The organism is Streptomyces sp. 12E, from assembly GCF_055633275.1.
The window spans coordinates 4,836,272-4,861,726 of record NZ_JBVNCJ010000001.1; the positions used below are offsets into that span (position 1 = coordinate 4,836,272).

General features: G+C 71.5%; 25 protein-coding genes and 2 tRNA genes. 17 read left to right on the forward strand and 10 right to left on the reverse strand.

All coding sequences use genetic code 11. From position 1 onward, the window contains the following. Positions 1-30: 30 nt before the first annotated feature. Positions 31-552 carry an NUDIX hydrolase gene (locus ACZ8ZB_RS22530; protein ID WP_470739466.1) on the reverse strand — a complete coding sequence of 174 codons (522 nt, stop codon included), beginning with the start codon at positions 550-552 and terminating at the stop codon, positions 31-33. Continuing rightward, positions 549-1,985 carry a zinc-dependent metalloprotease gene (locus tag ACZ8ZB_RS22535; protein WP_470739467.1) on the reverse strand — a complete coding sequence of 479 codons (1,437 nt, stop codon included), beginning with the start codon at positions 1,983-1,985 and terminating at the stop codon, positions 549-551. The genes ACZ8ZB_RS22530 and ACZ8ZB_RS22535 overlap by 4 nt, the downstream gene beginning before the upstream one ends. Before the next feature lie 192 nt (positions 1,986-2,177). Between ACZ8ZB_RS22535 and ACZ8ZB_RS22540 the strand changes: the two genes are divergently transcribed. From ACZ8ZB_RS22540 to ACZ8ZB_RS22555, 4 genes are all read left to right on the forward strand, one after another. Beyond that, positions 2,178-3,341 carry an SDR family oxidoreductase gene (locus ACZ8ZB_RS22540; protein WP_470739468.1) on the forward strand — a complete coding sequence of 388 codons (1,164 nt, stop codon included), beginning with the start codon at positions 2,178-2,180 and terminating at the stop codon, positions 3,339-3,341. A 90-nt stretch (positions 3,342-3,431) separates the two neighbouring features. Continuing rightward, a complete protein-coding gene (locus tag ACZ8ZB_RS22545; RefSeq protein WP_470739469.1) occupies positions 3,432-3,890 on the forward strand; it encodes a molybdenum cofactor biosynthesis protein MoaE in 459 nt (152 codons plus the stop codon). 264 nt (positions 3,891-4,154) lie between these two features. Further along, positions 4,155-4,319, forward strand: a complete 165-nt coding sequence (locus ACZ8ZB_RS22550) for a hypothetical protein (protein ID WP_167353495.1) — start codon at positions 4,155-4,157, stop codon at positions 4,317-4,319. A gap of 99 nt (positions 4,320-4,418) precedes the next feature. After that, positions 4,419-5,513: a YlbL family protein gene (locus ACZ8ZB_RS22555; protein WP_470739470.1), complete on the forward strand. Its 1,095-nt coding sequence runs from the start codon at positions 4,419-4,421 to the stop codon at positions 5,511-5,513. A 9-nt stretch (positions 5,514-5,522) separates the two neighbouring features. On the opposite strand, the gene ACZ8ZB_RS22560 is transcribed toward ACZ8ZB_RS22555, so the two are convergent. Then, complete coding sequence (locus ACZ8ZB_RS22560; protein ID WP_470739471.1) at positions 5,523-6,065, reverse strand: PPA1309 family protein; 543 nt, start codon at positions 6,063-6,065, stop codon at positions 5,523-5,525. Positions 6,066-6,229: 164 nt separating this feature from the next. On the opposite strand from ACZ8ZB_RS22560, the gene ACZ8ZB_RS22565 reads away from it, so the two are divergent. The 4 genes from ACZ8ZB_RS22565 (at position 6,230) to ACZ8ZB_RS22580 (ending at position 11,529) form a co-directional block, all read left to right on the forward strand. After that, positions 6,230-9,160, forward strand: a complete 2,931-nt coding sequence (locus ACZ8ZB_RS22565) for a UPF0182 family membrane protein (RefSeq protein ID WP_470741558.1) — start codon at positions 6,230-6,232, stop codon at positions 9,158-9,160. Between the two features lie 55 nt (positions 9,161-9,215). After that, positions 9,216-9,289: transfer RNA gene (locus ACZ8ZB_RS22570), tRNA-Met, on the forward strand. Between the two features lie 222 nt (positions 9,290-9,511). Further along, positions 9,512-11,323, forward strand: coding sequence for a tetratricopeptide repeat protein (locus tag ACZ8ZB_RS22575; protein WP_470739472.1), 1,812 nt, complete (start codon positions 9,512-9,514; stop codon positions 11,321-11,323). A gap of 132 nt (positions 11,324-11,455) precedes the next feature. After that, a tRNA-Met gene (locus ACZ8ZB_RS22580) sits at positions 11,456-11,529 on the forward strand. Positions 11,530-11,630: 101 nt separating this feature from the next. Here ACZ8ZB_RS22580 and ACZ8ZB_RS22585 read toward each other — a convergent pair. Continuing rightward, the gene (locus ACZ8ZB_RS22585; protein ID WP_470739473.1) at positions 11,631-12,047 is read right to left on the reverse strand and encodes a Fur family transcriptional regulator; all 417 of its coding nucleotides are present in this window, start codon (positions 12,045-12,047) and stop codon (positions 11,631-11,633) included. A 144-nt stretch (positions 12,048-12,191) separates the two neighbouring features. Between ACZ8ZB_RS22585 and ACZ8ZB_RS22590 the strand changes: the two genes are divergently transcribed. Further along, positions 12,192-13,643: a catalase gene (locus ACZ8ZB_RS22590; protein WP_470739474.1), complete on the forward strand. Its 1,452-nt coding sequence runs from the start codon at positions 12,192-12,194 to the stop codon at positions 13,641-13,643. 70 nt (positions 13,644-13,713) lie between these two features. Here ACZ8ZB_RS22590 and ACZ8ZB_RS22595 read toward each other — a convergent pair whose 3' ends face one another. Beyond that, positions 13,714-14,115 (reverse strand): CBS domain-containing protein, encoded by a 402-nt coding sequence (locus tag ACZ8ZB_RS22595; RefSeq protein WP_470739475.1) that lies wholly within the window; start codon positions 14,113-14,115, stop codon positions 13,714-13,716. A gap of 170 nt (positions 14,116-14,285) precedes the next feature. Continuing rightward, positions 14,286-15,086: a histidinol-phosphatase gene (gene hisN / locus ACZ8ZB_RS22600; RefSeq protein ID WP_470739476.1), complete on the reverse strand. Its 801-nt coding sequence runs from the start codon at positions 15,084-15,086 to the stop codon at positions 14,286-14,288. A gap of 127 nt (positions 15,087-15,213) precedes the next feature. Between hisN and ACZ8ZB_RS22605 the strand changes: the two genes are divergently transcribed. Further along, the gene (locus ACZ8ZB_RS22605) at positions 15,214-15,825 is read left to right on the forward strand and encodes a TetR/AcrR family transcriptional regulator (RefSeq protein ID WP_470739477.1); all 612 of its coding nucleotides are present in this window, start codon (positions 15,214-15,216) and stop codon (positions 15,823-15,825) included. A gap of 7 nt (positions 15,826-15,832) precedes the next feature. Here ACZ8ZB_RS22605 and ACZ8ZB_RS22610 read toward each other — a convergent pair whose 3' ends face one another. From ACZ8ZB_RS22610 to ACZ8ZB_RS22625, 4 genes are all read right to left on the reverse strand, one after another. Beyond that, positions 15,833-16,156 (reverse strand): DMT family transporter, encoded by a 324-nt coding sequence (locus ACZ8ZB_RS22610; protein ID WP_048455705.1) that lies wholly within the window; start codon positions 16,154-16,156, stop codon positions 15,833-15,835. A 109-nt stretch (positions 16,157-16,265) separates the two neighbouring features. Further along, complete coding sequence (gene rsgA / locus ACZ8ZB_RS22615) at positions 16,266-17,276, reverse strand: ribosome small subunit-dependent GTPase A (protein ID WP_470739478.1); 1,011 nt, start codon at positions 17,274-17,276, stop codon at positions 16,266-16,268. 9 nt (positions 17,277-17,285) lie between these two features. Beyond that, on the reverse strand, positions 17,286-18,626 hold the full coding sequence (gene aroA, locus ACZ8ZB_RS22620; RefSeq protein WP_470739479.1) for a 3-phosphoshikimate 1-carboxyvinyltransferase: 1,341 nt from the start codon (positions 18,624-18,626) through the stop codon (positions 17,286-17,288). Between the two features lie 125 nt (positions 18,627-18,751). Continuing rightward, positions 18,752-19,474, reverse strand: coding sequence for a M50 family metallopeptidase (locus ACZ8ZB_RS22625; protein WP_470741559.1), 723 nt, complete (start codon positions 19,472-19,474; stop codon positions 18,752-18,754). A gap of 248 nt (positions 19,475-19,722) precedes the next feature. Between ACZ8ZB_RS22625 and ACZ8ZB_RS22630 the strand changes: the two genes are divergently transcribed. From ACZ8ZB_RS22630 to ACZ8ZB_RS22660, 7 genes are all read left to right on the forward strand, one after another. After that, entirely contained in the window at positions 19,723-20,481 is a 759-nt protein-coding gene (locus ACZ8ZB_RS22630) for a hypothetical protein (protein WP_470739480.1), read from the forward strand. Positions 20,482-20,487: 6 nt separating this feature from the next. Further along, entirely contained in the window at positions 20,488-21,546 is a 1,059-nt protein-coding gene (locus tag ACZ8ZB_RS22635) for a serine/threonine protein phosphatase (RefSeq protein ID WP_470739481.1), read from the forward strand. Continuing rightward, positions 21,543-22,679 carry a protein kinase domain-containing protein gene (locus ACZ8ZB_RS22640; RefSeq protein WP_470739482.1) on the forward strand — a complete coding sequence of 379 codons (1,137 nt, stop codon included), beginning with the start codon at positions 21,543-21,545 and terminating at the stop codon, positions 22,677-22,679. The genes ACZ8ZB_RS22635 and ACZ8ZB_RS22640 overlap by 4 nt, the downstream gene beginning before the upstream one ends. A gap of 12 nt (positions 22,680-22,691) precedes the next feature. After that, positions 22,692-23,402: a vWA domain-containing protein gene (locus ACZ8ZB_RS22645; protein ID WP_470739483.1), complete on the forward strand. Its 711-nt coding sequence runs from the start codon at positions 22,692-22,694 to the stop codon at positions 23,400-23,402. Then, complete coding sequence (locus tag ACZ8ZB_RS22650) at positions 23,399-23,851, forward strand: hypothetical protein (protein ID WP_470739484.1); 453 nt, start codon at positions 23,399-23,401, stop codon at positions 23,849-23,851. The genes ACZ8ZB_RS22645 and ACZ8ZB_RS22650 overlap by 4 nt, the downstream gene beginning before the upstream one ends. 178 nt (positions 23,852-24,029) lie before the next feature. Continuing rightward, a complete protein-coding gene (locus tag ACZ8ZB_RS22655) occupies positions 24,030-24,848 on the forward strand; it encodes a hypothetical protein (RefSeq protein WP_470739485.1) in 819 nt (272 codons plus the stop codon). 84 nt (positions 24,849-24,932) lie between these two features. Beyond that, positions 24,933-25,448 carry a hypothetical protein gene (locus ACZ8ZB_RS22660; protein WP_470739486.1) on the forward strand — a complete coding sequence of 172 codons (516 nt, stop codon included), beginning with the start codon at positions 24,933-24,935 and terminating at the stop codon, positions 25,446-25,448. The last annotated feature ends 7 nt before the right edge of the window (positions 25,449-25,455 follow it).

Genomic DNA, 25,455 nt, shown 5'->3' on the forward strand with positions numbered 1-25,455 from the left:
ACCGCCCGGGCGGTCGCCCCCACCCCTGTGTCAGACGCCCAGTCTCGTCCGGGTCGCTTCCACCAAACGGGTGACCGAGGTGTCGGCCACGTCCGCCACCGCGTCGTACGGGAACCAGCGCAGGTCGAGGGACTCGTCGCTGATCGCCTCGACGGCTCCGGACGGAGCCAGTGCCGCGTACTGGACGTCCAGGTGCCAGGCACAGGGTGTGAGGTGGCGGTCCAGTCGCACGGGCCCGCCGGGCACCAGTGCCAGACCCGTGATGCCGGACTCCTCCGTCGCCTCCCGCAGGGCCGCCGCCGCGAGCGAGACGTCACCTGGCTCGCAGTGGCCGCCCATCTGGAGCCACATCCGCAGCTTCCGGTGCAGGGTCAGCAGGACCCGGCCCCGCTCGGGATCGATCACCAGGCCGCTCGCCGTGAGGTGACCGTCCGTACAGGCCTTCCACATGCCGTCCGGATGCGCCGCGAGATGGTCCAGATAGGTCCGGCGCAGCTCGGGCTGGTCCTCGTACCCCTTGAGCACGAGGACCGCGTCGTCGTGAAGGCTCACTCGGCGTCGTCGTCCTTGCTCTCGCTCTCGCCCTCGTCCTTCTTCTTGAGGTCGGGCTTGCCGGCGGCCTCGCCGAGCATCTTGTCCAGCTCGGAGAAATCGATCTGCTCGCGGTGCACGAAACCGTCCGGGTCGTCCAGGTCGGTCGCCGTCGGCAGCATGTCCGGGTGCGCCCACAGGGCGTCCCGGCCGTCGACCCCGCGCGCGTCGGTGAGCGAGGCCCACAGGCGCGAGGCGTCGCGCAGCCGCCGCGGGCGCAGCTCCAGACCGATCAGCGTGGCGAACGTCTGCTCCGCCGGGCCGCCCGAGGCGCGGCGGCGGCGCAGCGTCTCGCGCAGCGCGTCGGCCGACGACAGCCGCGGCTTGGCCGCGGCGTGCACCACGGCGTCCACCCAGCCCTCGACGAGCGCCAGCGCCGTCTCCAGACGAGCCAGGGCGGCCTTCTGCTCCGGCGTGTCCTCCGGCTGGAACATGCCCTGCTGGAGGGCCTCCTGCAACTGCTCGGGATTCTGCGGGTCGAACTGACCGACCACGTCCTCGAGCTTGCCGGTGTCGACCTTGATCCCGCGCGCGTAGCCGTCGACGGCGCCGAACAGGTGCGAGCGCAGCCACGGGACGTGCGCGAACAGGCGCTGGTGGGCGGCCTCGCGCAGGGCGAGGTACAGCCGCACCTCCTCCCTGGAGACGCCCAGGTCCTTGCCGAACGTCTCGATGTTCAGCGGCAGCAGCGCGGCCCGGCCGGCCGGGCCCAGCGGCAGGCCGATGTCGGACGAGCCGACGACCTCGCCGGCGAGCACGCCGACGGCCTGTCCGATCTGCGTGCCGAACATGGCGCCGCCCATGGAGCGCATCATGCCGATCAGCGGGCCCGCCATGGCCTGCATCTCCTCCGGCAGCACGTCGCCCATCGCGTTCCCGACGCGCTCGGCCACCGGGTCGACCAGCTCCCGCCACGCCGGAAGGGTGGCTTCCACCCACTCCGCGCGGCTCCAGGCCACGGCGGAGTGGGCGCCCGACGGCAGGGAGGTCGCGTCGTCCAGCCACAGGTCGGCCAGACGGACCGCCTCCTCCACGGCCCTGCGGTCGGCGGGGCCGACGCTCGCGTCCTTCGAACCCTCCGCGGTGCCCTGCGAAACGGTCTGCCGGGCGATCTGCTTGGCCATGTCCCAGTTCACCGGCCCGCCCTCGTAGGAGAGCATCTGGCCGAGCTGCTGGAACGCTGCGCCCAGGTCGGTGGGGTTCAACGACCCGAACATCGCGGCGAACGGATTGTCCGCGCCCGGGCCGCCAAAGCCTCCGGCTCCGGGCACGCCGAAGCCGAACGGGTTGGCCGGGCCCTGACCACCACCGCTCTGCGGGTCCTTCTTCTTGCCCTCGTCGCCGTCGTCCGGCTCCTCCGGCGGAAGGCCGAATCCGAATGGGGTGTCACTCACGGGTTTCCTCGGCTGGTAGGGCCACCGGTTCTTTCCGGCGGCACGGCTGCCCGACAACACCACCCAGCGTAGACACCTGAAGCGGTTCGGGCCTCGGTGCTTCGCCGACAGGAGGCCTGCGGCAGGATGGATGCCACCTGGTACGCACGCGTCGCTCGCGCTCGTACTGAAGACAACCGCTGGAGACGCCCGGTGAGTTCCCCAGATCCACAGGTTCGCGCAGCGCGAAACGACCCGGCCCGCCCGTCGCCCGACCACCGTCCCTCGACGACGGCGCTTCCCGCCGACAGAACGGCTGCCCCGCGCGGGCCCGTCGTCGCGGTCACCGGTGCCGCGTCCGGCGTCGGCGCGCTGCTCACCGCGCGGCTCGCCGCCTCGGAGGAGATCAAGCAGGTCATCGCCATCGACGAGCGGCGCGGCGAGTGCGCCGAGGCGCTCTGGCACATCCTGGACGTACGGGACCCGGCCATCGCGGACAGGCTGCGCGGGGCCGACGTGGTGGTCCATCTCGCGCTCGACCTCGACCTGGAGACCGACGCCGCCGCCCGGACGGCCTACAACGTGCGGGGGACGCAGACGGTGCTGACGGCCGCGGCGGCCGCCGGGGTGCACCGCGTGGTGCTGTGCACGTCGACGATGGTCTACGGGGCGCTGCCGGACAACGAGCTGCCGCTGTCCGAGGACGCGGAGCTGCGGGCCACGGCGGAGGCCACGGGGGTCGGCGACCTCCTGGAGATCGAGCGGCTCGCGCGCCGGGCGCCCAGGGCGCACCCGGGGCTCAATGTCACGGTCGTGCGTCCCGCCGTGCTGGTGGGGGGCACCGACACCGCGCTGACCAGGTACTTCGAGTCACCCAGGTTGCTCGTGGTGGCCGGGTCGCGGCCCGCGTGGCAGTTCTGCCACGTCGAGGATCTGTGCAGTGCCCTGGAGTACGCCGTCCTGGAGAAGGTCGACGGCGAGCTGGCCGTCGGCTGCGACGGATGGCTGGAGCAGGAGGAGGTCGAGGAGCTCAGCGGGATCCGGCGGATGGAGCTGCCGTCGGCGGTCGCGCTCGGCGCGGCGGCCCGGTTGCACCGGATCGGGCTCACCCCTTCCCCGGCCGGGGACCTGGCGTACACGATGCACCCCTGGGTGGTGAGCGGGAGTCGGCTGCACGACGCCGGGTGGCGGCCCGCGCACACCAACGAGGAGGTGCTCGCGGAGCTGCTGGAGGAGGTGTCCGGCAGGCACACGGTCGCCGGCCGGCGCCTGGGGCGCAAGGACGCGACGGCGGCGGGTGCCGCGGGAGCGACGGTGGCACTGCTGGGCGCGGCGGCGGTGGTGCGACGGGCGCGCAAGGCCCGGCGCCGGATCTGACGTGTCCCCGAGGGAGGCTCCGGACGGGCACACGCGTGCCGGGCGACGACGCCGTTCCGCGTTGTCGCCGGGGTGGGGCACGATGGGGGCATGGCATCCACGCACGATCACCCGGGTGAGCAGGCCGCACAGGACCCGATCAAGCTGATCTCGATCCGCGACACACCGCTGTCCGTGGACGAGGTCCTCCGCGCGGTCGGGGACGACGCGGCCGGTGGGACGGCGCTGTTCGTGGGGACGGTGCGCAACCACGACGGGGGCGCCGACGTCGAGGGTCTCGGCTATTCGTGCCACCCCGGCGCCGAGGACGAGATGCGGCGGATCGCCGGGAAGGTCGCCGCCGAGTACCCCGTTCGGGCGCTGGCCGCCGTGCACCGTGTGGGGGACCTCAGGGTCGGCGACCTCGCCGTGGTCGTCGGCGTGTCGTGTCCGCACCGGGGGGAGGCCTTCGAGGCCTGCCGGAAGCTGATCGACGACCTCAAGCACGAGGTGCCCATCTGGAAGCACCAGAGGTTCTCCGACGGGACCGAGGAGTGGGTCGGCGCGTAGCGCTGTCGTTGCGGGGTGGTGGTCGGGCGGCGGGAGGGCGGGTCGGCGCGTAGCGCTGTCGTTGCGGGGTGGTGGTCGGGCGGCGGGAGGGCGGGTCGGCGCGTAGCGCTGTCGTTGCGGGGTGGTGGCCGGGCGGTGGGGCCTGCTCAGCGGGGCCGTACCCCCGGTTGCGTAACCCCACCCCCGGCGTGAGCGTTGTCACTGCGGATGGTTAATCTGCTGATCAGTCAGTGTTGCGGAGGCTCATGGGGTTGGGAGGTCGGCATGGCGGCGCTTGCCTGGTTGCTGATTCCGCTTGTGGCCGCGATCGGAGCGGGGCTGTGGGGCAGTTGGGCCAACCGCACGCGCAAGGTGCGGAGCGACGGTCCCGAACTCATCGGTTACGCCCGGTTCCGCGAGGCCATGGAAAGGCCGCGCCCGGGCAGCTGAAGGACGATCACAGCAGGCCACGGCGTAGGGAGCGAGCAGGGCCGCCCGTCCGGGCGGCCCTGACGGTGTGCTGACAGGCCTGTCCCGTACTGTCGAGGCATGCCACGCCGCACCGCGACGATGCTCGCCTCCACCCTGATACTGATCGCGCTCCTGTGCGTGGGAGTGTTCCTTCCCGTGCCCTACTCGGAGATGTCCCCGGGGCCGACGGTGAACACGCTGGGTGAGCACGACGGCGAGCCGGTGCTGAGGATCTCCGGGCACGAGACCTACCCGACGGACGGTCACCTCAACATGACCACGGTGCGGGTCACCGGTGCCGACTACCGGATGAACCTCGTCGAGGCCGTCTACGGATGGCTCGCGCACGACAACAAGGTCGTCCCGCACGAGACCCTCTACCCCGACGGCAAGACGGAGGAGGAGACCACCCAGGAGAACGCCGAGGAGTTCAGCCAGTCCCAGGAGAGCGCCAAGGTCGCGGCCCTGAGGGAACTCGACGTCCCGGTGAAGTCCTGGGTGATCGTCTCCACGGTGGTCAAGGGGTCCCCGTCCGAGGGCAAGCTGCACGCGGGCGACGTGATCAAGGCCGTCGACGGCGAGGCGGTGAAGGAGCCGGCCGACGTCGCCGAGCGGGTGACCGAGCACAAGCCGGGCGAGGACGTCGTCTTCACCATCGTGCCGGCCAAGGAGCAGGCCGCCGCCGAGAAGGAGAACCGGACGGCGACGAGGACCGAGAAGGTGACGATCACCACCACGACCTCCGAGGACGGCGGCGAGAAGCGCGCCGTCGTCGGGATCTCCGCCGGGACCGACCACACCTTCCCGTTCACCGTCGACATCAAGCTCGCCGACGTCGGCGGGCCGAGCGCGGGCCTGATGTTCGCCCTCGGCATCTACGACAAGCTCACCCCGGGCAGCCTGACCGGTGGCAGGTTCGTCGCCGGCACCGGCACGATCGACGACGACGGCAAGGTGGGGCCGATCGGCGGCATCCAGATGAAGACGGTCGGCGCACGCGGCAAGGGCGCCGAGTACTTCCTCACGCCCGCCGGCAACTGCGCGTCCGCCGCCGAGGACACCCCGGAGGGCCTCACCCTGGTAAAGGTGGACACCATCGACGACGCCCTGGACGCCCTGGCGGACATCCGCTCCGGCGACACCTCGGACCTGCCGACGTGCACGGCGTCCTGACCGGCCCCGCTACTCCTCGAACGTGGCCGCCAGCGCCTGAGCCAGGCCCGGGACCAGCTCGGAGCCGGTGAGGACCTCCGTGGCGGAGTCCTTCTCACGCAGCCGCAGAGCCGACTCGCGGGCCCCGTCGCGCAGCACCGCGACCGTCATCCGCACCTCCTGACGCTCCGGGTGCCGTGCCACCCACTTCGTCAGCGCGGCCTCGTCCAGATCCTCGGGGACCTGGGCCTCGGCCGACGGCGGCAGCATCAGCCGTTCCACGGTCAGGGCGCAGCCGGTCACCGCGTCGGGCCAGGCGATGGTGCCCAGGAACTCGTCGAGCGGCTTGCCCGTGGGAATCTCGTCCTGCTCGATCGGGGTGAGAGCGGCCGTCTCCTGTGCGTCGCCCAGACCGAGCCGGTCCGCGAGTGAGGGCTGTTCGGCCCGCAGCCGGACGGTGTCGACGAGGGCGAACAGGCGGGCGGGCTGGTCCCAGCCGAGGCCGGAGACGTACTCGTCGATCTCGAGCACGGCCCGGGTGAGCGGGTTGGCCGCCATGGGTGTGTTGGACATGGTCACAATCCTCTCTCGTTCCTGGCCGGAATCGGGAACCGAGTAAAGCGTGAGTAAGTTGCATAGGTGTGGGTCCACGATCAGGGGGCACCACACACGGTCCGTGAAGACGCGGGCCTGACGAATCAACAGCGAACTTCGAGGTGCCTACCTTGGCTTTCCAGATGCCGGACCGCGGCGGAGGCCCGACGGGGCCACGGATCAGAGTGGGCCGCCCGTCCCGGCGGGTCCGGACCCTGCTCATGACACTGGGCGTCCTGGCCGTCCTCGGCATGGTGTTCACCATGTTCGCGGGCTTCTGGACCGACTGGCTGTGGTATCGCTCGGTCAACTACTCGTCGGTGTTCACGACGACCCTGTGGACCAAGATCGGGCTGTTCTTCGTCTTCGGTCTGCTGATGGCCCTCGCGGTCGGCTTCAACGTCTGGCTGGCACACCGGATGCGGCCGCCGCTGAGCGCCATGTCCATGGAGCAGCAGAACCTCGACCGGTACCGGATGGGCATCGCCCCGTACAAGAAGTGGCTGCTGCTCGGCATCACCGCGCTGGTGGGCCTGATCGCCGGCGCCTCGGCGTCGAGCCAGTGGCGGACCTGGCTGATGTGGGTCAACGGCGTGTCCTTCGGCCAGAAGGACCCGCAGTTCAAGCTCGACGTCTCCTTCTACGCCTTCGACCTGCCCTGGTACCGCTTCCTGCTCGGCTTCGGCTTCGCCGCCACGATCCTGGCGCTGATCGCCGCCGCGCTCACCCACTACCTGTACGGCGGACTCCGCATCACCAGTCCGGGCGCGCGCGCCACGGCCGCGGCCACCGGACACCTGTCGGTGCTCCTCGGCGTCTTCGTGACCCTGAAGGCGGTCGCCTACTGGCTCGACCGGTACGGACTGGCGGTGAAGTCGAGCGACTTCAAGGCCACCGACAGCTGGACGGGCCTCAGGTACGTCGACGCCAACGCCTATCTGCCGGCCAAGACGATCCTGTTCTGCATCGCCGTGATCTGCGCGCTGCTGTTCTTCGCCACCCTGTGGCGGCGCACCTGGCAGCTGCCCGTGATCGGCTTCGGTCTGATGGTGCTGTCGGCGATCCTCATCGGCGGCCTGTACCCGGCGATCGTGCAGAAGTTCCAGGTCCAGCCGAACGAGCAGGCCAAGGAGGCGCCGTACGTCGAGAAGAACCTCAAGGCCACGCGTGAGGCCTACGGCATCGACGACTCGCAGGTCACCGAGTACCCGGGCACCAGCCAGACCGAGGACAAGACCCGGCTGCGGGACGACGTCGACAACACGGCGAGCATCCGGATCATGGACCCGAACATCGTCTCGCCGACGTTCCAGCAGCTCCAGCAGATCAGGAACTACTACGCGTTCCCGACCAACCTGGACGTGGACCGGTACAGCAAGGACGGGAAGGACCAGGACACGGTCATCGGTCTGCGCGAGCTGAACCTCGACGGCATCCCGAAGCGGAACTGGATCAACGACCACTTCCGGTACACGCACGGATACGGGGTCGTCGCCGCCGAGGGCACCAGCGCCGACGCCGGCGGCCGTCCCGAGTTCACCGAGTCCGACCTGCCCTCCAAGGGCGACCTCGGGTCGTACGAGCAGCGCGTGTACTACGGCGAGCGGACGACGACGTACTCGATCGTCGGCGGTCCCCAGAAGGAGATCGACTACTCCGACGACAGCGGCGAGAAGACCTACAGCTACAAGGGCGACAGCGGGGTCGACCTCGAGAACCCGGTGAACCGGGCCGCCTACGCGGTCGCGTTCAGCGAGCCGCAGATCCTGTACTCGGGTGCGATCGGCGAGGGTTCGCGGATCCTGTACAACCGCACGCCCAAGGAGCGCGTCGAGGCGATCGCCCCGTGGCTGACCATCGACGGCGACGCCTACCCGGCGGTCGTGGACGGCCGCATCCAGTGGATCGTCGACGCCTACACCACCACCAACGGTTATCCGTACGCGTCGCGGACGACCCTCGGCGACACCACGGCCGACTCGCTGACCGCCACCAACGACCAGCGCGCGGTGGTGGCCCAGCAGAACCAGGTCAACTACATCCGCAACTCGGTGAAGGCGACGGTCGACGCGTACAGCGGCGAGGTCAAGCTCTACCAGTGGGACACCCAGGACCCCGTCCTGAAGACCTGGATGAAGGCCTTCCCGGACACGGTGGAGCCGAAGACCGAGATCTCCGACGCGCTGATGGCCCACCTGCGGTACCCGCAGGACCTGTTCAAGGTGCAGCGCGAACTGCTGACCCGCTACCACGTGAAGGACGCCACGACGTTCCTCTCCGGCAGCGAGGTGTGGCAGGTGCCGGACGACCCGACCAACAAGACGGGCGACGCGGTGCCTCCCTACTACCTGAGCATGAGGATGCCCGACCAGCAGGAGCAGACCTTCTCGCTCACCACGACGTTCACACCGAACGGCCGTGACAACCTCAGCGCCTTCATGGCGGTGAACGCCGATCCGGGCACCGAGGACTACGGCAAGATCAGAGTGCTGAAACTGCCGACCAGCACCACGGTCGCCGGACCCAAACAGGTCCAGAGCCAGTTCAACTCCGAACAGGACATCGCCGAGTCCATCAGGCTGCTGAGGGGCGGTGACTCCGAGGTCGAGTACGGCAACCTCCTGGCCGTCCCGCTCGACGGGGGACTGCTCTACGTGGAGCCGGTCTACGTGCGCGGTGGCGGACTGAAGTACCCGCTGCTGCGGAAGGTGCTGGTGACCTACGGAGGCCAGACCGCCTTCGAGGACACCCTCGAGCAGGCCCTCGACAAGGTCTTCGGGGGTGAGGGCACGACCACCGAGCCGCCACCGGGCGAGGACGAGGGAACCGGCGAGGAGGAAGGCACGACGCCACCTCCGACGTCCGACAACCCCACGGTCCAGGAAGCGCTGAACGACGCCCAGAAGGCCTTCGAGGCCGGCCAGGAAGCCCTGAAGAAGAACGACTGGGAGGCCTACGGCAAGGCGCAGAAGGACCTGGAGGAAGCGCTGCGCAAGGCCGAGCAGGCCCAGGCGGCTGAAGGGGGCGGTGGCGCCGGCGGGACCGCCGCTCCCAGCGCGAGCCCGAGCAGTTAGCGAGCAGGCTGGTCAAACGCCCACCCCGCGCCGTGCTACGGTTGCAACACAACGGCGCGGGGTGGAGCAGCTCGGTAGCTCGCTGGGCTCATAACCCAGAGGTCGCAGGTTCAAATCCTGTCCCCGCTACTCAGGTCGCGAAGCAGGCGACGCCAAAGGCCCGGATTCCTCAAGGAATCCGGGCCTTTGTGATGGGCGAACGCATGTGCCTGGGCGGTGACGGCCGCGCCGCGGACGGGAGTTGGCCGATCTGTGTTTGACTTGTCTCTCTGTGGGCATGTCGACAAAACGCTGTAGTGACCTCACTGACTGCGGTATACCAGGTGTACCCAGGTTGCAGGTGGTGCGACGATGGATGTTATGGGGGACAAGGCAACTCTGTTCGGGACTGGGCGTTTTGTGCAGTCCTCCCCTTGGGAGGACCCCCGTGACGAGACGGGGGAGGCCGCCGACGAGGCGGCCGAGGAGTTGCGTCAACGGCTCGCAGCCGAGGCCGGCGACGTCGAGGCGATGAGCGTCCTCGGCGCCATGCTGCTGCGCCGCGGTGATCTCGACGGAGCCGAACCCCATCTGCGTGCCGCCACCACCGCGGGCGACCGCGCCGCCGCCAACAACCTGGGTGTCCTGCTGCACCAGCGGGGCTACGCCGACGAGGCCGCGGGCTGGTGGCGGATCGCCGCCGTGGCCGGCTCCACCGCGGCTGCGCACGCGCTCGGCCGCCACCACCGGGAGCGCGGCGACGAACCCGCCGCCGAGTACTGGCTGCGCCAGTCCGCCGAGCAGGGGCACACCCTCGGCGCGTACGCCCTCGCCGACCTGCTGGAGCACCGCGGGGACACGGCGCAGGCCGAGCGCTGGATGCGGGCCGCCGCCGAGCGGGGGCACCGGGAAGGGGCGTACCGGCTGGCCCGCGCGCTGGACCGCAGGGCCGCGCGGGAGAGCGACGCCGCCGAGCTGATGCGGGAGGCCGAGCAGTGGTACCGGCAGGCCGCCGCGCGCGGGCACCGCCGGGCCGCGCTGCACCTCGGGACGATCCTGGAGCGGCGCGGCGAGCTCAAGGAGGCCGGCCGCTGGTACCTGACATCCGCCAAGGACGGCGAGGTCCGGGCCGCCTGCGCGCTCGGCTTCCTGCTGCGCGACGCCGGGGACACCGAGAACGCCGCCGTGTGGTGGCTGCGGGCCGCGCAGAACGGCGACGGCAACGCCGCCAACGCGCTGGGCGCGCTGCACGCCGAGCGGGGCGAGACCCAGACCGCCGAGCGCTGGTACCGGGCCGCGATGGACGCCGGTGACATCAACGGCGCGTACAACCTCGGGCTGCTCTGCGCCGACCAGGGCCGGACCGCCCAGGCCGAGCAGTGGTACCGCCGGGCCGCGTACGCCGGTCACCGCGAGGCTGCGAACGCGCTGGCGATCCTGCTGCTGCGGGCCGGGGACGAGACCGGGGCGGAGCCGTGGTTCTCCAAGGCCGCGGAGGCCGGCAGCGTGGACGCCGCCTTCAACCTCGGCATCCTGCACGCGGGCCGGGGCGAGGAGCGGTCCGCGCTGCGCTGGTACGAGCAGGCGGCGGCCGCCGGGCATATGGAGGCGGCGCTCCAGGTCGGAATGGCGCGGCTGCGGGAGGGCGAGGAGGGAGAGGCGGAGCGGTTCCTGCGGTGCGCGGCGGGCGGGGGGAGCGCGGAGGCCGCGTACCGGCTGGCGACGGTGCTGGACGCCCGCAGGCCGCCGGAACCCGCGCACGAGCTGGGAGAGCCCGTGAACCGGCGCAGCGAGTGCGAGGAGTGGTACGAGCGGGCGGCCTCCCAGGGGCACCGGCGGGCCCAGGTGCGGGTCGGGATGCTCGCGGCGGCCCGGGGGGATGTGGCGGAGGCGGCGCGCTGGTACCGGGAGGCGGCGGAGGCGGGGTCGCGCAACGGCGCCTTCAACCTGGGGCTGCTGCTGGCCCGTGAGGGCAGCGAGCCGGAGGCGGCCGTGTGGTGGACCCGGGCGGCCGATGCGGGGCACGGGCGGGCGGCGCTGCGGCTCGCGCTGGTCTACGCGCGGCGAGGGGAGCTCGCGGAGGGGCAGCGGTGGGCCGAGCGGGCGGCGACGCTGGGGCCTGTGGCGGTCACGGAGCGGGCGGCGCGGCTGCGGGACGCGTTGCGTGAGGAACTGTCGGCGTGAGGCTGGACGGGAGTGTCGCGAGGCCCGGAGTTCGCGGGGTGCCGCTGCGCCCGTCCGTGCCGCCGGCCCGGCTGCCCGCAGCTCCCGGATTTGCTTCTGCCGGGCGTCTTGACGTAGTGTTCCATTCATCGACGCGGGGTGGAGCAGCTCGGTAGCTCGCTGGGCTCATAACCCAGAGGTCGCAGGTTCAAATCCTGTCCCCGCTACTGAAGGCCGAGGGCCGGAATCCGAAAGGATTCCGGCCCTCGGCCTTTGGCCCCGGCGCCCGTAGGCGCCGGGGCTTTCGCTTGCGCCTGTGGTGTGCCGCCTAAGCCGCCGCGCAGTTCGGGCAGACTCCGCGGTACGTCACCTCGACGTCGGAGACCGTGAAACCGAAGCGCTCCGTGTCGGGGAGGTCGGCCAGCGGATTGCCGATCGGGTGGACGTCGCGGATCGCGCCGCACTGCGCGCACACCAGGTGGTGGTGCGGGCGGTGCGCGTTGGGGTCGTACCGCTTGGCCCGCTTGTCCGTGGCGACCTCCAGCACCTCGCCGAGCGAGACCAGCTCGCCCAGGGTGTTGTAGACGGTCGCCCGCGAGATCTCGGGCAGCTTGGTGACGGCCCTGGCGTGCACCTCGTCGGCCGTCAGGTGGACGTGCTCGCCGTCGAGGACCTCGGCCACGACACGGCGCTGCGCGGTCATCCGCCATCCACGTCCACGGAGCCGTTCCAAAAGGTCACTCATAGGCACCAGCCTAACAGCAGGGGGACATGAGTCCCGAACGGGTGTGACTTTGGAGCTTTACTTGACTTAGACATTGTCCATTGTAGGATCGAGCTCGGATTTGGCCAAGGAACGGTTTGGTCAGCGATGACGCAGGAGGCGCACGTGACGCAGGGACCGCTCACTACGGAAGCCGGTGCCCCGGTAGCCGACAACCAGAACAGCGAGACCGCGGGCGTCGGTGGCCCGGTCCTCGTTCAGGACCAGCTCCTCATCGAGAAGCTGGCCCACTTCAACCGTGAGCGCATCCCGGAGCGTGTGGTGCACGCCCGCGGTGCCGGTGCCTACGGCACCTTCACGGTGACCGCCGACGTCACGCAGTACACGCGGGCCGCGTTCCTCTCCGAGGTCGGCAAGCAGACGGAGACCTTCCTGCGCTTCTCGACGGTGGCCGGCAACCTGGGCGCCGCGGACGCCGTGCGCGACCCGCGCGGTTTCGCGCTGAAGTTCTACACCGAGGAGGGCAACTACGACCTCGTCGGCAACAACACCCCGGTGTTCTTCATCCGGGACGCGATCAAGTTCCCGGACTTCATCCACACCCAGAAGCGCGACCCGTACACGGGCTCGACGGAGGCGGACAACGTCTTCGACTTCTGGGGCCTGTCCCCGGAGTCCACGCACCAGGTGACCTGGCTGTTCGGCGACCGTGGCATCCCGGCGTCGTACCGCCACATGGACGGCTTCGGCTCGCACACCTACCAGTGGAACAACGAGGCCGGCGAGGTCTTCTGGGTCAAGTACCACTTCAAGACGGACCAGGGCATCAAGAACCTGACCGCCGAGGAGGCCGAGATCCTCGCGGGCAAGGACCCCGACTCCCACCAGCGGGACCTGCGCGAGGCCATCGAGCGCGGCGAGTTCCCGTCCTGGACGGCTTACGTCCAGGTGATGCCGGCGGCCGACGCGGCCACGTACCGCTTCAACCCGTTCGACCTGACCAAGGTCTGGCCGCACGCGGACTACCCGCTGATCGAGTTCGGCAAGCTGGAGCTCAACCGCAACCCGGAGAACATCTTCGCCGAGGTCGAGCAGTCCGCCTTCAGCCCCGCCCACTTCGTGCCGGGCATCGGTCCCTCCCCGGACAAGATGCTCCAGGGCCGCCTCTTCGGCTACAGCGACGCCCAGCGCTACCGCATCGGCATCAACGCCGACCAGCTGCCGGTGAACCGCCCGCACGCCACCGAGGCGCGCACCAACTCCCGTGACGGCTACCTGTACGACGGCCGCCACAAGGGCGCGAAGAACTACGAGCCGAACAGCTTCGGCGGCCCGACCCAGACGGGTCGTCCGCTGTGGCAGCCCATCACGGTGACCGGCGTCACCGGTGAGACGGTCACCCCCGTCCACGCCGAGGACAACGACTTCGTCCAGGCGGGCAACCTGTACCGGCTGATGACGGAGGAGGAGAAGGAGCGCCTGGTCAAGAACCTGGCGAACGCCATCTCCGGCGTCACCCGTGACGAGATCGCCGACCGCGCGATCAACAACTTCCGTCAGGCGGACGAGGACTTCGGCAAGCGGCTGGAGGCCGCGGTCCAGGCCCTGCGCGGCTGATTCCAGCGCTGGACCGCTTGTCGAAGAACGGGCCGGACCCCTCCCGGGGTCCGGCCCGTTCGGCATGTCACTACGCCGGTACCTGCGGGGCCCGCTGCCGCCGGGGCGCCCAGCAGCGGATGATGTCGCGGACCGAGACGATGCCGGCGGGCCCGCCCCGGTCCAGGACGATCAGGTGGCGGAACCCTCCGTGGGTCATGGCGGCGGCGGCCTCCTCCAGGGTCCAGGACGGGATGGCGAACACGACGTCGGTGGTGGTGTGGGCATGTACGTGCTCGGTGTCGGGGTCCTGGCCGAGCCCGACGGAGTTGAGCACGTCCCGCTCGGTGAGGATGCCGATGCCGGTGCCGTCGGGATCGAGGACCACGGCCGCGCCCACCCGGCGGGCGGACATCAGGGCGGCGGCCTGGCGGAGGGTGTGGGTGGGGCCGATGGTGAGGACCACGGTGCTCATGGCGTCACGGACGAGCATGGATGGAGCCACCTCCTACCGGAAAACGCGAGGTCATGGACGAGGGGGTCCGCTCGTTCGCGGTTTCACAAGTTCACAAGTGGGGGGACTCTCAGGGTGGCAGGCGGAGCGGGGGGCAACAAGGGGGCGCGTGCGGCCGATCGGGGGCGCGCACGCTCGTTCCGCGCCGCTCAGTAACGCTGGTTGAGGTACCCCAGCAGCTCGTCGTGCAGCAGCCCGTTCGACGCGGCCGCGTTGCCGCTGTGCGGGCCGGGGCGGCCGTCGAGTCCGGTGAAACTGCCGCCCGCCTCCGTCACCACGATCGCGGTGGCGGCCATGTCCCACAGCGACAGCTCGGGCTCGGCGCACAGGTCGACCGACCCCTCGGCGACCATCATGTACGGCCAGAAGTCCCCGTAGGCGCGCGTGCGCCACACCTCGCGGGTGAGGTCGAGGAAGCCGTCAAGGCGCCCCTGCTCCTCCCAGCCGCTGAGGGAGGAGTACGCGAAGGAGGCGTCGGAGAGCCGGGAGACCCGGGAGACGTGCAGCCGGGAGGCCGACGACAGGCTGCGGCCGGTGTAGGCGCCGTGTCCCCGCGCGGCCCACCAGCGGCGGCCGAGGGCGGGGGCGGAGACCACCCCGACGACCGGCTGGAATCCTCCCTCACCGGCCTCCGTCAGGGAGATCAGCGTGGCCCACACGGGGACCCCGCGCACGTAGTTCTTGGTGCCGTCGATCGGGTCGATCACCCAGCGCCGGGGCCCCGTCCCCTCCACCCCGTACTCCTCGCCCAGGACCGCGTCCCTCGGGCGGGCGCGCTTGAGGTGGCCGCGGATGAGTTCCTCGGCGGCCTTGTCCGCCTCACTCACCGGCGTCATGTCCGGTTTGGTCTCCACCTTGAGGTCGAGAGCCTTGAACCGTTCCGTCGTCGCGGCGTCGGCGGCGTCCGCCAGGACATGGGCGAGACGCAGGTCGTCGAGGTAGTCGGGCATGCAACGAACGGTATCTGCCGAGGTCGGTGCGGGGCCAGCGGGGGCGGGTCCCGCGCACCCTTGACAGGGTCCGACGGCGCGTCAAACCTGACCGCAGGACCGGCCGCTCGCCCCGAGGGAGGCGAAGATGCCTGCAGCGCGGGAATCCCTGCTGGACGCCGCTTACACGGCACTGGCGCGCCGGCCGTGGTCCGCGGTGCGGATGGTGGACGTGGCCGCCGCGGCCGGGGTCTCCCGCCAGACGCTGTACAACGAGTTCGGCAGCAAGGACGGGCTCGCCCGGGCCCTCGTCCGCAGGGAGGCCGACGGTTACCTGGCCGGCGTCGACCGTGCCCTCACCGGCCACGTGGACCCGCGCGACCGGCTGGCCGCGACCGCCGAGTGGACCACCGCAAGCGCCCGGGAGAACGCCCTGGTCCGCGCCATGCTCACCGGCTGCTGGGGCGAACGCCTGCCCGCCCCGGGCCTCGCGGCCGTGGCGTCCGGCTCCGCCGTGCCCGCGCAGCGCGGCGCCGACGGCCCGCTGCCCTCACCCGCCGACTTCGTCGCCCTCGTCCGCGACCGTGCCGTCGCCGCCTTGGCGGGACCCGGCGTCCCCGGGTCCGACGCCGCCGACCTGGCCCGCTCCTGCGAGCTGGTGGTCCGCCTCGCCCTGTCCTGCGTCACCGCGCCCCCGGCCGGCAGCGGCGTCGCCGACCTGGTGCGCGGCGTCCTGCGCCGGCAGCCGGTGGTGCCGTAGCGGACGCTCAGTGCGCGGACCCCGACAGCTGCAGCCCGATCACACCGACGATCACGAACGTGATCGACACGATCTTCAGGGTCGACACCAGGTCCCCGAGGAACACCATCCCGTAGATGGCCGTCCCCGCCGCGCCGATGCCCGTCCACACCGCGTACGCGGGCCCCACGTCCAGCTTCTTCAGCGCCAGGGTCAGCAGTCCGAAGCTGCCCAGCGCGAACGCGCAGAACGCGATGGTCGGCCACAGCCGGGTGAAGCCGTGCGACAGCTTCAGGCACACGGCGAAGCCGGTCTCGAGCAACCCGGCCACGATGACCAGCAGCCACGCCATGTGTCGTCCTCCCGCGTTCCCACGTACAGTGACCGCTTCGTCAGGTTCGGGTCCGGCTCGGTGCGATTATGCACTTACCGCCCGGAGGTCACGACAAACACCGCGGAGGTCAGTCGCCCTCCGTGCGCTCCCGCGTCGCCAGTAGTCGCCGCAGCGAGTACAGCCGCGCCGGATCCGCGTGGCCCTCGGCCACCCACGCGTCCAGCGCGCAGTCCGGCTCGTCGTGACTGCACGCGCGCGGACAGCCCTCCGTGCCCGACTCGAGGTCGGGGAAGGCGTGGATCACCCGGGACGGGTCGACGTGGGCGAGTCCGAAGGACCGCACCCCCGGTGTGTCGATCACCCAGCCCTCGGCCCCCGCCAGCGGCAGCGCCAGCGCGGACGTCGTCGTGTGCCGCCCCCGCCCGGTCACCGCGTTGACGTGTCCGGTCGTACGCCGTCGCTCCTGAGGCACCAGCGCGTTGACCAGCGTCGTCTTGCCGACCCCGGAGTGCCCCACGAAGGCGGTGATCCGGCCGTCCAGGTGCTCCCGCACCCGGTCCGCGGCCTCGCCGCTCTCCAGTTCCGCGCGGCTGGTCACGACGTACGGGATGTCGAGGTCGCCGTACAGCTCCAGCAGCTTGTCCGGCGGCGCGAGGTCCGATTTGGTCAGCACCAGCAGCGGTTCGAGACCGCCGTCGTACGCCGCGACCAGACAGCGGTCGACCAGCCGCGGGCGGGGTTCGGGGTCGGCGAGGGCGGTGACGACGGCGAGCTGGTCGGCGTTGGCGACGACGACCCGCTCGTAGGGGTCGTCGTCGTCCGCGGTACGGCGCAGCACCGACGCGCGCTCCTCGATCCGCACGATCCGCGCGAGCGTGTCCTTCTTCCCGGACAGGTCGCCCACGATCGCCACCCGGTCACCGACCACGGCCGCCTTGCGGCCCAGCTCGCGGGCCTTCATCGCCAGCACGGTCCGGTCGTCGACGAGGCAGGTCAGCCGGCCCCGGTCCACGGTGAGGACCAGCCCCGAGGCCGCGTCCTCGTGCTTGGGCCGGATGTGGGTGCGCGGCCGGTTGCCCTTGCGGTTGGGGCGGGAGCGGATGTCGTCCTCGTCGGTGTGCTTGCCGTAGCGGCGCATGGTGAACCCCTACGCCCCGAGCATTCCGGTCCACAGCTCGGGGAAGTCCGGCAGGGTCTTCGCCGTGGTCGCCACGTTCTCGATCTGCACGCCCTCGACCGCGAGGCCGATGATCGCGCCGGCGGTGGCCATGCGGTGGTCCTCGTAGGTGTGGAAGACCCCGCCGTGCAGCCGGCGCGGGCGGATGTGCAGCCCGTCGGCGGTCTCGGTGACGTCGCCGCCGAGCTCGTTGATCTCCTTGGTCAGCGCGGCCAGCCGGTCCGTCTCGTGCAGCCGCAGGTGGGCCACGCCCCGCAGGGTGGACGGGGAGTCCGCGAGGGCCGCCACGGCCGCGATGCCGGGCGTCAGCTCGCCGACCTCGCCGAGGTCCACGTCGACGCCGTGGACCGACCCGGAGCCGGTGAACACGAGCCCGAACTCGGTCAGCTCGCAGGAACCGCCCATCTCGGTGAAGATCTCCCGCAGCCGGTCACCGGGCTGGGTGGTACGGGCCGGCCAGTCCGGGACGACGACCTTGCCGCCGGTCACCAGCGCCGCCGCCAGGAACGGCTGGGCGTTGGACAGGTCCGGCTCGATGGTCAGGTCCCGGCCCAGCAGGGCGCCCGGCGTGACCCGCCAGACGTTGGGCTCGCCGCCCGATTCGGGGGTGTCCACCTGGGCGCCCACCGCGCGGAGCATGTCGACGGTCATCCGGATGTGCGGCAGGGACGGCAGCGTCTCACCGGTGTGCCGGACCTCGACACCCTGGTTGAAGCGCGGCGCGGACAGCAGCAGGGCGCTGACGAACTGGGAGGACGAGGACGCGTCGACCTCCACGGTGCCGCCGTCCAGGGCGCCGCCGCCGTGCACGGTCATCGGCAGCGCGCCGCGGTCCTCGTCGTCGATCCGGGCGCCCAGCCGGCGCAGCGCGTCGATGACGCCGTTCAGGGGACGCTCGTACGAGCGCGGGTCACCGTCGAAGCGGACGGGGCCGTCGGCCAGCGTGGCGACCGGGGGCAGGAACCGCATCACCGTGCCGGCGTTGCCGACGTCGACGGTGGCCGGGCCGCGCAGGCCGGTGGGGAGCACCCGCCAGGCCTCGCCGGTGCTGTCCGGTCCCCCCGCGACGGAGGAGCTGGACGAGACCGTCTCCTCGATCTCGACGCCCATGGCGCGCAGGGCACCGGCCATCAGCAGGGTGTCGCGGGAACGCAGCGGGCGGCGCAGCCAGCCGGGCTCGGAGGCGAGGGCGGCGAGGACGAGGGCACGGTTGGTGACCGACTTGGACCCGGGCACGTGGACCGTCGCGTCGACGGCTCCGCTCGCGTGCGGGGCGGGCCAGAGGGCGGTGTGCGCGGAGTTTCGGGCCATGGGGACCACTCTATAAGGAGGGGGAGCGGGCGGGCCGTTCGTCGGCAGCGGATCCGTCATGCCTGCTCGCACCCGCACGGCCCCGCGGCCCCGGCGACGGGTGTGCCGTGGCCCCGTGCCGCGCCCTACAGACCCAGGAGCCACCTGCCCCCGCCCAGCACCGCGCAGAGCGACACCGCGTGGAACAGGAACAGCCACAGGCCCGCCGGCACGTGGGTCAGGCGCGAGAGCTGGTCCGCGTCCGAGTCGCCCGCGCCGCCGCGTGACCGCTTGGCCTGGAGCTCGAAGGGCGGGCGCACCCCGCCCAGGAGCAGGAACCAGACCACGGCGTACGCGAACGCCGCCTGCACCTGGGGCCCGGTCAGCCAGGACACCAGGACGAACGTGCCGCCCGCCACGAGCACCGACACCGCCCCGTACGCGTTGCGGATCATCACCAGCATCGCCACCAGCAGCGCCGTGGCCAGCCACAGCAGCAGCGTGATGCGGCCGGCGCCGAGCAGCGCGGCACCGCCCAGTCCCAGCAGCGGGGGAGCGGTGTAGCCGGCGGCGGCCGTGAGGATCATGCCGATGCCGTGCGGTTTCCCGCGGCTGACGGTCAGACCGCTGGTGTCCGAGTGCAGACGTATTCCCGTCAGCGTGCGGCCGGTGAGCAGCGCCACCAGGCCGTGCCCGCCCTCGTGGGCGATCGTGACGGCGTTCCGGGACAGCCGCCACAGCCCCTGAGGCACGACGACGGCGGCCGCGGCGACCAGTGTGGCGACGACCACCCACACATCCGGGGCGGGCTGGGTGCCGGAGACCTCGTCCCAGAGGGAGGAGAGTGAGGCGGACGCGGTGCTGACCATGCTTTCCATGCGTTTCGAATCGCTCCCTCTGGGCGTACGGGGTCCAGCAGTGTTGCACGAACATGCGGACGGTATGTGGGACGCCGACGGAGCAGCGATCGTTCCTGACGACGAACGGGCAGGTCAGGGACGGTGTCCCTGCTGCCCTCGGGAGGGGTCCCGGGCGACCGCTGGTACCCAGGGACCGCTTGCTCGTGATGCCCGTGGTGCGGGAACGGCGGCGGTCGGCGCCGGAAGGGGGACAGGGGATGGTGACGCACCCGATGACGTACGACCCCGTGGTCGACGGCCGGCCGCTGCCGCGGTTTCCCCCGCCGAGTCCCTTGCGGACGCCCCTGGGGAGGGCGCTGGTGCTGGTACCGGACGCCGGGCCGATGCTGACGGTCCGCTCGGGAGATCAGGTGCCCGACGCCTGGTACGGACCGCACCGGAGGATGCTCCTGGTGGACACCACGGAACACCGGCTCGTTCTCGACCTGCGGCAGGCCGGCCGCGACGGGGCCGCCTCGTTCCGCTGCCGGGTCGAGCTGATGTGCCGGGTCACCGACCCCGCCGCGGTGGTGGCACGGGGCATCCGCGACATGTGCGCCGCCTGGCACGGCCCGCTGTGCGAACGGCTGCGCAACGTGTCGCTCGGGTACGGCGCCGGGCAGTTCCGGGAGGCGGAGGACGCGCTGAACGCCGCTCTGCGGGACTTCACCGGGGACGCGGCCGTCCGGCTGTACGGCGCCCGGGCCGAGCTGTTCGGCCATGACCGCCCGCCCGGGACTCCCGGCCGAAGTCGGGTGCGTGGCACACGGCGCGGCCGGTTCGCAGCGGCGGGGCTCGACGGGTCCGAAGTGCTGCTGGGAGAGGTGGTGGCACGCAGGGAGGAGCCGCTGCCGCCGCCGGGGCCTCCCCGGCCCCCGGATGCGCCGGCCCCCGCACCCGCGCCCGCGCGTCGTGCCGGCAGGGTGCGGGGCACCTGGGCGGCGGGGGACGGGCGACGCGGCGGCGGGGGGTGGTGAACGGACATGCTCATTCCACCGAAACCCACCCGTCCGCCGGAGGGCCGGCCCTCCCGGCCCGGCCACCTGACCTGGTCCGCCGTCGACGGCCGGCTCCAGGCCCTCGCCGTGTGGACGGAGTGCCGTCCCGGTCACGGTGAGGACGCCGAACCGCTCGCGACCCATCACCGGCCCACCGGCAGCGGCCTGCTGGCCGTGTTCGACGGTTCGGGCGGCTCCGGAGCCGCCCCCGCCTGGCGCGCACCCGACGGTGCGACGTACACCAGCGCCTGGGCCGGAGCCCGGATCGCCCGGCTGGCCGCGGAATGCTGGTTCCAGCACGCCGTCGGGTCCGGGGAAGACGCGTCCGGGAAGGCGGACAGCCCCGAGCAGCTGAAGCACTGGCTGCGAGCCATGCTGAACGCCGCTCCCACGACAGCACGGAGCAAGATCACCGGATCCATGCGCCGCGTCCTGCCCACGACCCTGGCCGCGGTCCGGTACCGGGTCGGCGAGGAGGGCGTCCGCTGGGAGGCCGTCTGGGCCGGCGACTCCAGGTCGTACGCCATGCTTCCCGGAAGCGGCCTGCACGCGCTCACCCGCGACGACACGCACGAGGACGACACCCTCGCCCAGCTCCGGCAGGACCCGCCGATGACGAACGTCATCTGCGCCGACCGCGACTTCACCCTGTCCGCCCACCGCGGTGAGTTCCGCGCGCCCTGCGTACTGCTGTCCGCCACCGACGGATTCTTCGGCTACGTGCACACGCCCGCGCAGTTCGAGTGCCTCCTGCTCGAAACGCTCAGGCACTCGGGCGACGTGGGCGAATGGGCGGAGAGACTGCGCCGGGCGATCCAGCCGACCACGGGTGACGACGCGTCGCTCTCCCTGGTGGCGCTGGGCTTCGAGGACTTCGGGCAACTGCGCGCGGCCTTCGCCGGGCGGTACGCCGACGTCGTACGGGGCGAGTACCTGGACGTACCGCCGGACGACGACCAGGACGCGGTGCGCGGCTGGCAGAACCGGACGTGGCAGACCTATCGGGACACGTACGAGAAGTTCATGCCGGGGGTGCGGGAGTGAAACCGGGCGATGTGATCGGCGGGTACCTGGTCGTCAGCGAGCCGACCAACGCCGACGGCGGCAAATGCATGTGGGCCTTCGCCGAGAAGGACGGCAAGGAGTACTTCCTCAAGCGTTTCCTCGAACCCAAGCGTCCCCGCGAGGGCTCCGGCGGCAGTGCCGCGAGCCGTCGCATCAGGTTGGAGACGTGCCGGGAGTTCGAGGAGCGGCACAGGGGCATCATGAAGCTGCTGCGGCCCGACGCCAGCGGCGCCGGCAACCTGGTGCTCGCCACCGACTTCTTCCACGCGGGCAGCACCTACTACAAGGTGACCGAGCGCATCGACACCGCAGGTCTGGAGAGCCCTCACGCACTCGCCCCGAGACAGAAGGCGGTGCTGCTGAGGACGCTGGTGACCAGTCTGAGGCTGCTGCACGACATCGACGTGGTGCACGGTGATCTGAAACCCGCCAACGTGCTCGTCCAGAAGCGGGAGGGGGCCGCGTTCCACACGGCGAAGCTCATCGACTTCGACGACTCCTATCTCTCCGGCAGTCCGCCGGCCCGGGAGGACGTCGCGGGCGACTCCCTGTACGGCGCGCCGGAGTGGCGGCGCTATGTGCAGGGCGACGAGTCCGTCGTGAGCGGGGATCTGACGACAGCCGTGGACGTGTTCGCGCTGGGTCTGATGACGCACCTCTACCTCACCGGCTCGCTGCCCGCGTACGCCGACCGCTTCGGATCCCCGGCGGACGCGGTGAACGCGGCCGAGCCGCTGGTCGTCGACGAGCGGCTCGGTACCGCGACGCAGGAGCTGATCGGGGCCTCGACGGCGGCCGACCCCGGAGGCCGCCCCACCGTCGCCGACTTCCTGGCGGCGCTGAAGGACCCCGAGGTGTGCATCCTCCACAGCACACCGCAGCCGCGCCCGGCCGCCGGGGCGATGAGGACCGGACACGCCCGTCCCGGGGTGTCCGCCCCACCTGCCCGAAGCCGGGTCCAGTTCAATCCGCCGGAACGCTCCGGGCATCCGCCGGACCACCCGGCGCACCGGTCGGCCGCCGCCACCGACGACGAGCCGAAGAAGTCGAGGGTCAGGATCAATCTCGGTCACCGCCGAGACGGCCTACCCGATGACCGTCCCACCCCGTAACCGAGGAGAGGCATGAGCGCGGAGATCGAGAAGTACCAGGGGAACCTGCGGTACGCCGTCGACATCGTGATGTGCGTCGACGCCACGGGCAGCATGCATCCCGTACTGGACGTCGTGAAGAACAGCTCGCTGCAGTTCCACCAGCGGCTGAACGAGGTGATGGCGAGGAAGAGCAAGGAGATCAGCCAGTTGCGGCTGAAGGTCATCGCCTTCCGTGACTTCGGCGACGACCCCTCCGACGCCATCGAGCAGACGGAGTTCCTGCGCCTGCCCCAGCAGGTGGCGGAGTTCGAGAGGTTCGTACGCGGACTCGAGGCGGTGGGCGGCGGGGACATCCCCGAGTCCGGACTGGAGGCACTGGCCCTGGCGATCAACTCCCCCTGGGAGACCGGTCTCGACCGGCGGCGTCACGTGATCGTCATGTTCACCGACGCGCCCGCTCACCCCCTCGGCACGGTGGGGACCACCGCGCAGACCTATCCGCGGAACATTCCACGCAACATGGACGATCTCTTCGAACAGTGGGGGTACGCCCGTAGCCAGACCGCGGTGATGGAGCAGTCGGCGAAGCGGCTCGTCCTCTTCGCGCCCGAGGAGGAGCCCTGGAAGGAGACCATCGGGGAGGAGTGGGACCTGACCCTGCACTTTCCCTCCAGGGCCGGAGAGGGTCTCGAGGAGTTCGAGATGGACGAGATCATCGAGACGATCGCGAACAGCCTGTGAATCCCTGGCTCCAGGGTGCGGGCGCCCGCGTCGACTTCGACGGGCGGTGGCTGGTGTTCTCCTGGGGCCGCCGCCGGGAGGACCGCGCGACCGGCCACGGTGGCCGTCTGTACCTGCGGCCCGAGTGGTGTGTCTCGGTCGGGGGCCGGCTGTCCGGGCACGACGGAAGCCTGCGCCTGGCGTTCCGGTTCCGGCCCGCCGAGGTGACCGGCGGCGACGTCATGGCGGAGATCGTCGTCGAGGCGGACCGGGCGGAGGCGGCCTGGCGGTCCGCCGAGCGGTTCGCGCACGAGTACCGCGTCGAGGACGTCTCCGCCCCCTGGTGGGACGCCGGTCCGACCGCCGCCGAACGGGAGGAGGCCCGGGACTGGCTCAGCGCTCCCGTCCCGTCGGCGACGCAGGCCCTCTTCCGCTCGGTCATGGCCCGTCTGACCGCCGCGGACGCGTGAGCCGGCGGGAGGCGGGGTGACCGGGCCGACGTGGCGGTGCTCGGACTGCGACACGTACAACGGCGTGGGGGCGCGGGTGTGCGCCGTCTGCGAGACGCCGCGGGGTGCCGCGGATTCCGGGGGCGCGGCCGGTGCGCCTCCGCCGAAGAAGACGGTTGTCACCAGGAAGCCGACGACGGTGAAGAAGCCTGCGGAGGCGAAGTCCGCAGGGAAGAGGGCGGCCGCCCCGAAGAAGCCGGCCACCGCCGGCAAGGCGCCCGCCACCGGAGCGCCCGTCACCGGTGGCAGAAGGCCGCCGCTCCGCACCGGCACCGGCGCGTCCGGAGCCGGCGGCCTGAGCGTGCCGGGACTCGAATGGGAGTGCCCCGTCTGCTCTCACCGTATGGTCGGGGAGCTGTGGTGCGACATGTGCGGCGCGCTCTGGTCGAGCGCGGACACGACGCCCCTGTACAAGGGCCCCGTGTTCGGAGGGTCCCCTCGCCCGTCGGCCGTCGTGCGGCCCACCCCCCGGGAGCCGACACGGGGGGAGGTGCTGACGGCGTGCGGATGCCTTCTGGTCATCGCGGCCGCCGCGGTCACCCTCGTCGTCCTGCTGATCCTCAACTGGTCGTCCGTGACCTCACTCGTGACGGGTTCCGACTCCTCGAAGCCCTCCCCCGCACCTTCCTGGGGCGGCCCCTGTCCGAAGCGGTTGGCGGGGATGCTCCCGGAGGGGGCCGGGGCGAGGCTCGTGGCGGCCTACAGCCGGGAGGACCTGGAGGAACGCTACGCCTTCTGCCGGGCGAAGAAGGGGAAGGTCTACTACTTCTTCAAGAAGGGGAACGGTGAGCCGTACGACAGCCCCAGGGAGGCGGAGAAGTCCGGAGACGGTTATGTGGTCGACTTCTTCCCTCAGAAGACCAGCTATCACTTCCGCGGCGGTGAGGTAGCGGCCCACGACGAGGACGGCAAGGAGATCTGGAAGGGGGAGCTGACCCCCGAGGCGACCGTCGAGTGACGAGCGCGCGCCCGGGAGGGGTCCCGGGCACACCGCGCTACACATGGCGGGCCGATCCGACCCCCTTGAAGCCCGGGAGCCCTTGTGAACCGTTCCACCGTAGCCGTCGTCGGCCTGGCGCTGTTCCTGGCCGGATGCGGCTCCGCGTCGGACGGCGGCGCATCCGCCGACCCGAGTCCGGCCGGCACGGCCACCGCGTCGCCGGTCACCGGCGAACCGTCCGCCACGCCCACAGCCCCGGCCCCGCCCTCGCCGACCGCGTCCGACGGCACGCGGTACGCCGCATGCGCGGACGGCATCTGTGAGATCCGCGTGGTCGAGGGGGCCGAAGTACCGGTGCCCGCCCGGTTCGGGCTCGGCCCGGTCACGGTCATCGCGATCAGCGACGGGAGGGTCACGATGTCCGCACCGCTGGCCCAGCCGGAGTTCTCCTCCGACGGCGGCTGTCCGGCGTCGTTCACCGGGCCGGCCGCGGACTCCTCCGCCTCCGCGGCGCTGACCTGTGACGAGGGCGCCACGGGCGTGGTCAACCGCATGAGAGTGCAGCTCGTCGACGTCGGTGAACGGGCCGCCGTCCTCCGGGTCCGGCCCGCGAGCTGACCCGGTG

Bases quoted from the DNA above. Each gene is read 5' to 3' on its own strand.
- ACZ8ZB_RS22545 (WP_470739469.1), top strand. From the start codon at position 3,432: ATGGCATCCACGCACGATCACCCGGGTGAGCAGGCCGCACAGGACCCG.
- ACZ8ZB_RS22550 (WP_167353495.1), top strand. From the start codon at position 4,155: ATGGCGGCGCTTGCCTGGTTGCTGATTCCGCTTGTGGCCGCGATCGGA.
- ACZ8ZB_RS22555 (WP_470739470.1), top strand. From the start codon at position 4,419: ATGCCACGCCGCACCGCGACGATGCTCGCCTCCACCCTGATACTGATC.
- ACZ8ZB_RS22560 (WP_470739471.1), bottom strand. From the start codon at position 6,065: ATGTCCAACACACCCATGGCGGCCAACCCGCTCACCCGGGCCGTGCTC.
- ACZ8ZB_RS22565 (WP_470741558.1), top strand. From the start codon at position 6,230: ATGCCGGACCGCGGCGGAGGCCCGACGGGGCCACGGATCAGAGTGGGC.
- ACZ8ZB_RS22575 (WP_470739472.1), top strand. From the start codon at position 9,512: ATGGATGTTATGGGGGACAAGGCAACTCTGTTCGGGACTGGGCGTTTT.
- ACZ8ZB_RS22585 (WP_470739473.1), bottom strand. From the start codon at position 12,047: ATGAGTGACCTTTTGGAACGGCTCCGTGGACGTGGATGGCGGATGACC.
- ACZ8ZB_RS22595 (WP_470739475.1), bottom strand. From the start codon at position 14,115: ATGCTCGTCCGTGACGCCATGAGCACCGTGGTCCTCACCATCGGCCCC.
- hisN (WP_470739476.1), bottom strand. From the start codon at position 15,086: ATGCCCGACTACCTCGACGACCTGCGTCTCGCCCATGTCCTGGCGGAC.
- ACZ8ZB_RS22605 (WP_470739477.1), top strand. From the start codon at position 15,214: ATGCCTGCAGCGCGGGAATCCCTGCTGGACGCCGCTTACACGGCACTG.
- ACZ8ZB_RS22610 (WP_048455705.1), bottom strand. From the start codon at position 16,156: ATGGCGTGGCTGCTGGTCATCGTGGCCGGGTTGCTCGAGACCGGCTTC.
- rsgA (WP_470739478.1), bottom strand. From the start codon at position 17,276: ATGCGCCGCTACGGCAAGCACACCGACGAGGACGACATCCGCTCCCGC.
- aroA (WP_470739479.1), bottom strand. From the start codon at position 18,626: ATGGCCCGAAACTCCGCGCACACCGCCCTCTGGCCCGCCCCGCACGCG.
- ACZ8ZB_RS22625 (WP_470741559.1), bottom strand. From the start codon at position 19,474: ATGGTCAGCACCGCGTCCGCCTCACTCTCCTCCCTCTGGGACGAGGTC.
- ACZ8ZB_RS22630 (WP_470739480.1), top strand. From the start codon at position 19,723: ATGGTGACGCACCCGATGACGTACGACCCCGTGGTCGACGGCCGGCCG.
- ACZ8ZB_RS22635 (WP_470739481.1), top strand. From the start codon at position 20,488: ATGCTCATTCCACCGAAACCCACCCGTCCGCCGGAGGGCCGGCCCTCC.
- ACZ8ZB_RS22645 (WP_470739483.1), top strand. From the start codon at position 22,692: ATGAGCGCGGAGATCGAGAAGTACCAGGGGAACCTGCGGTACGCCGTC.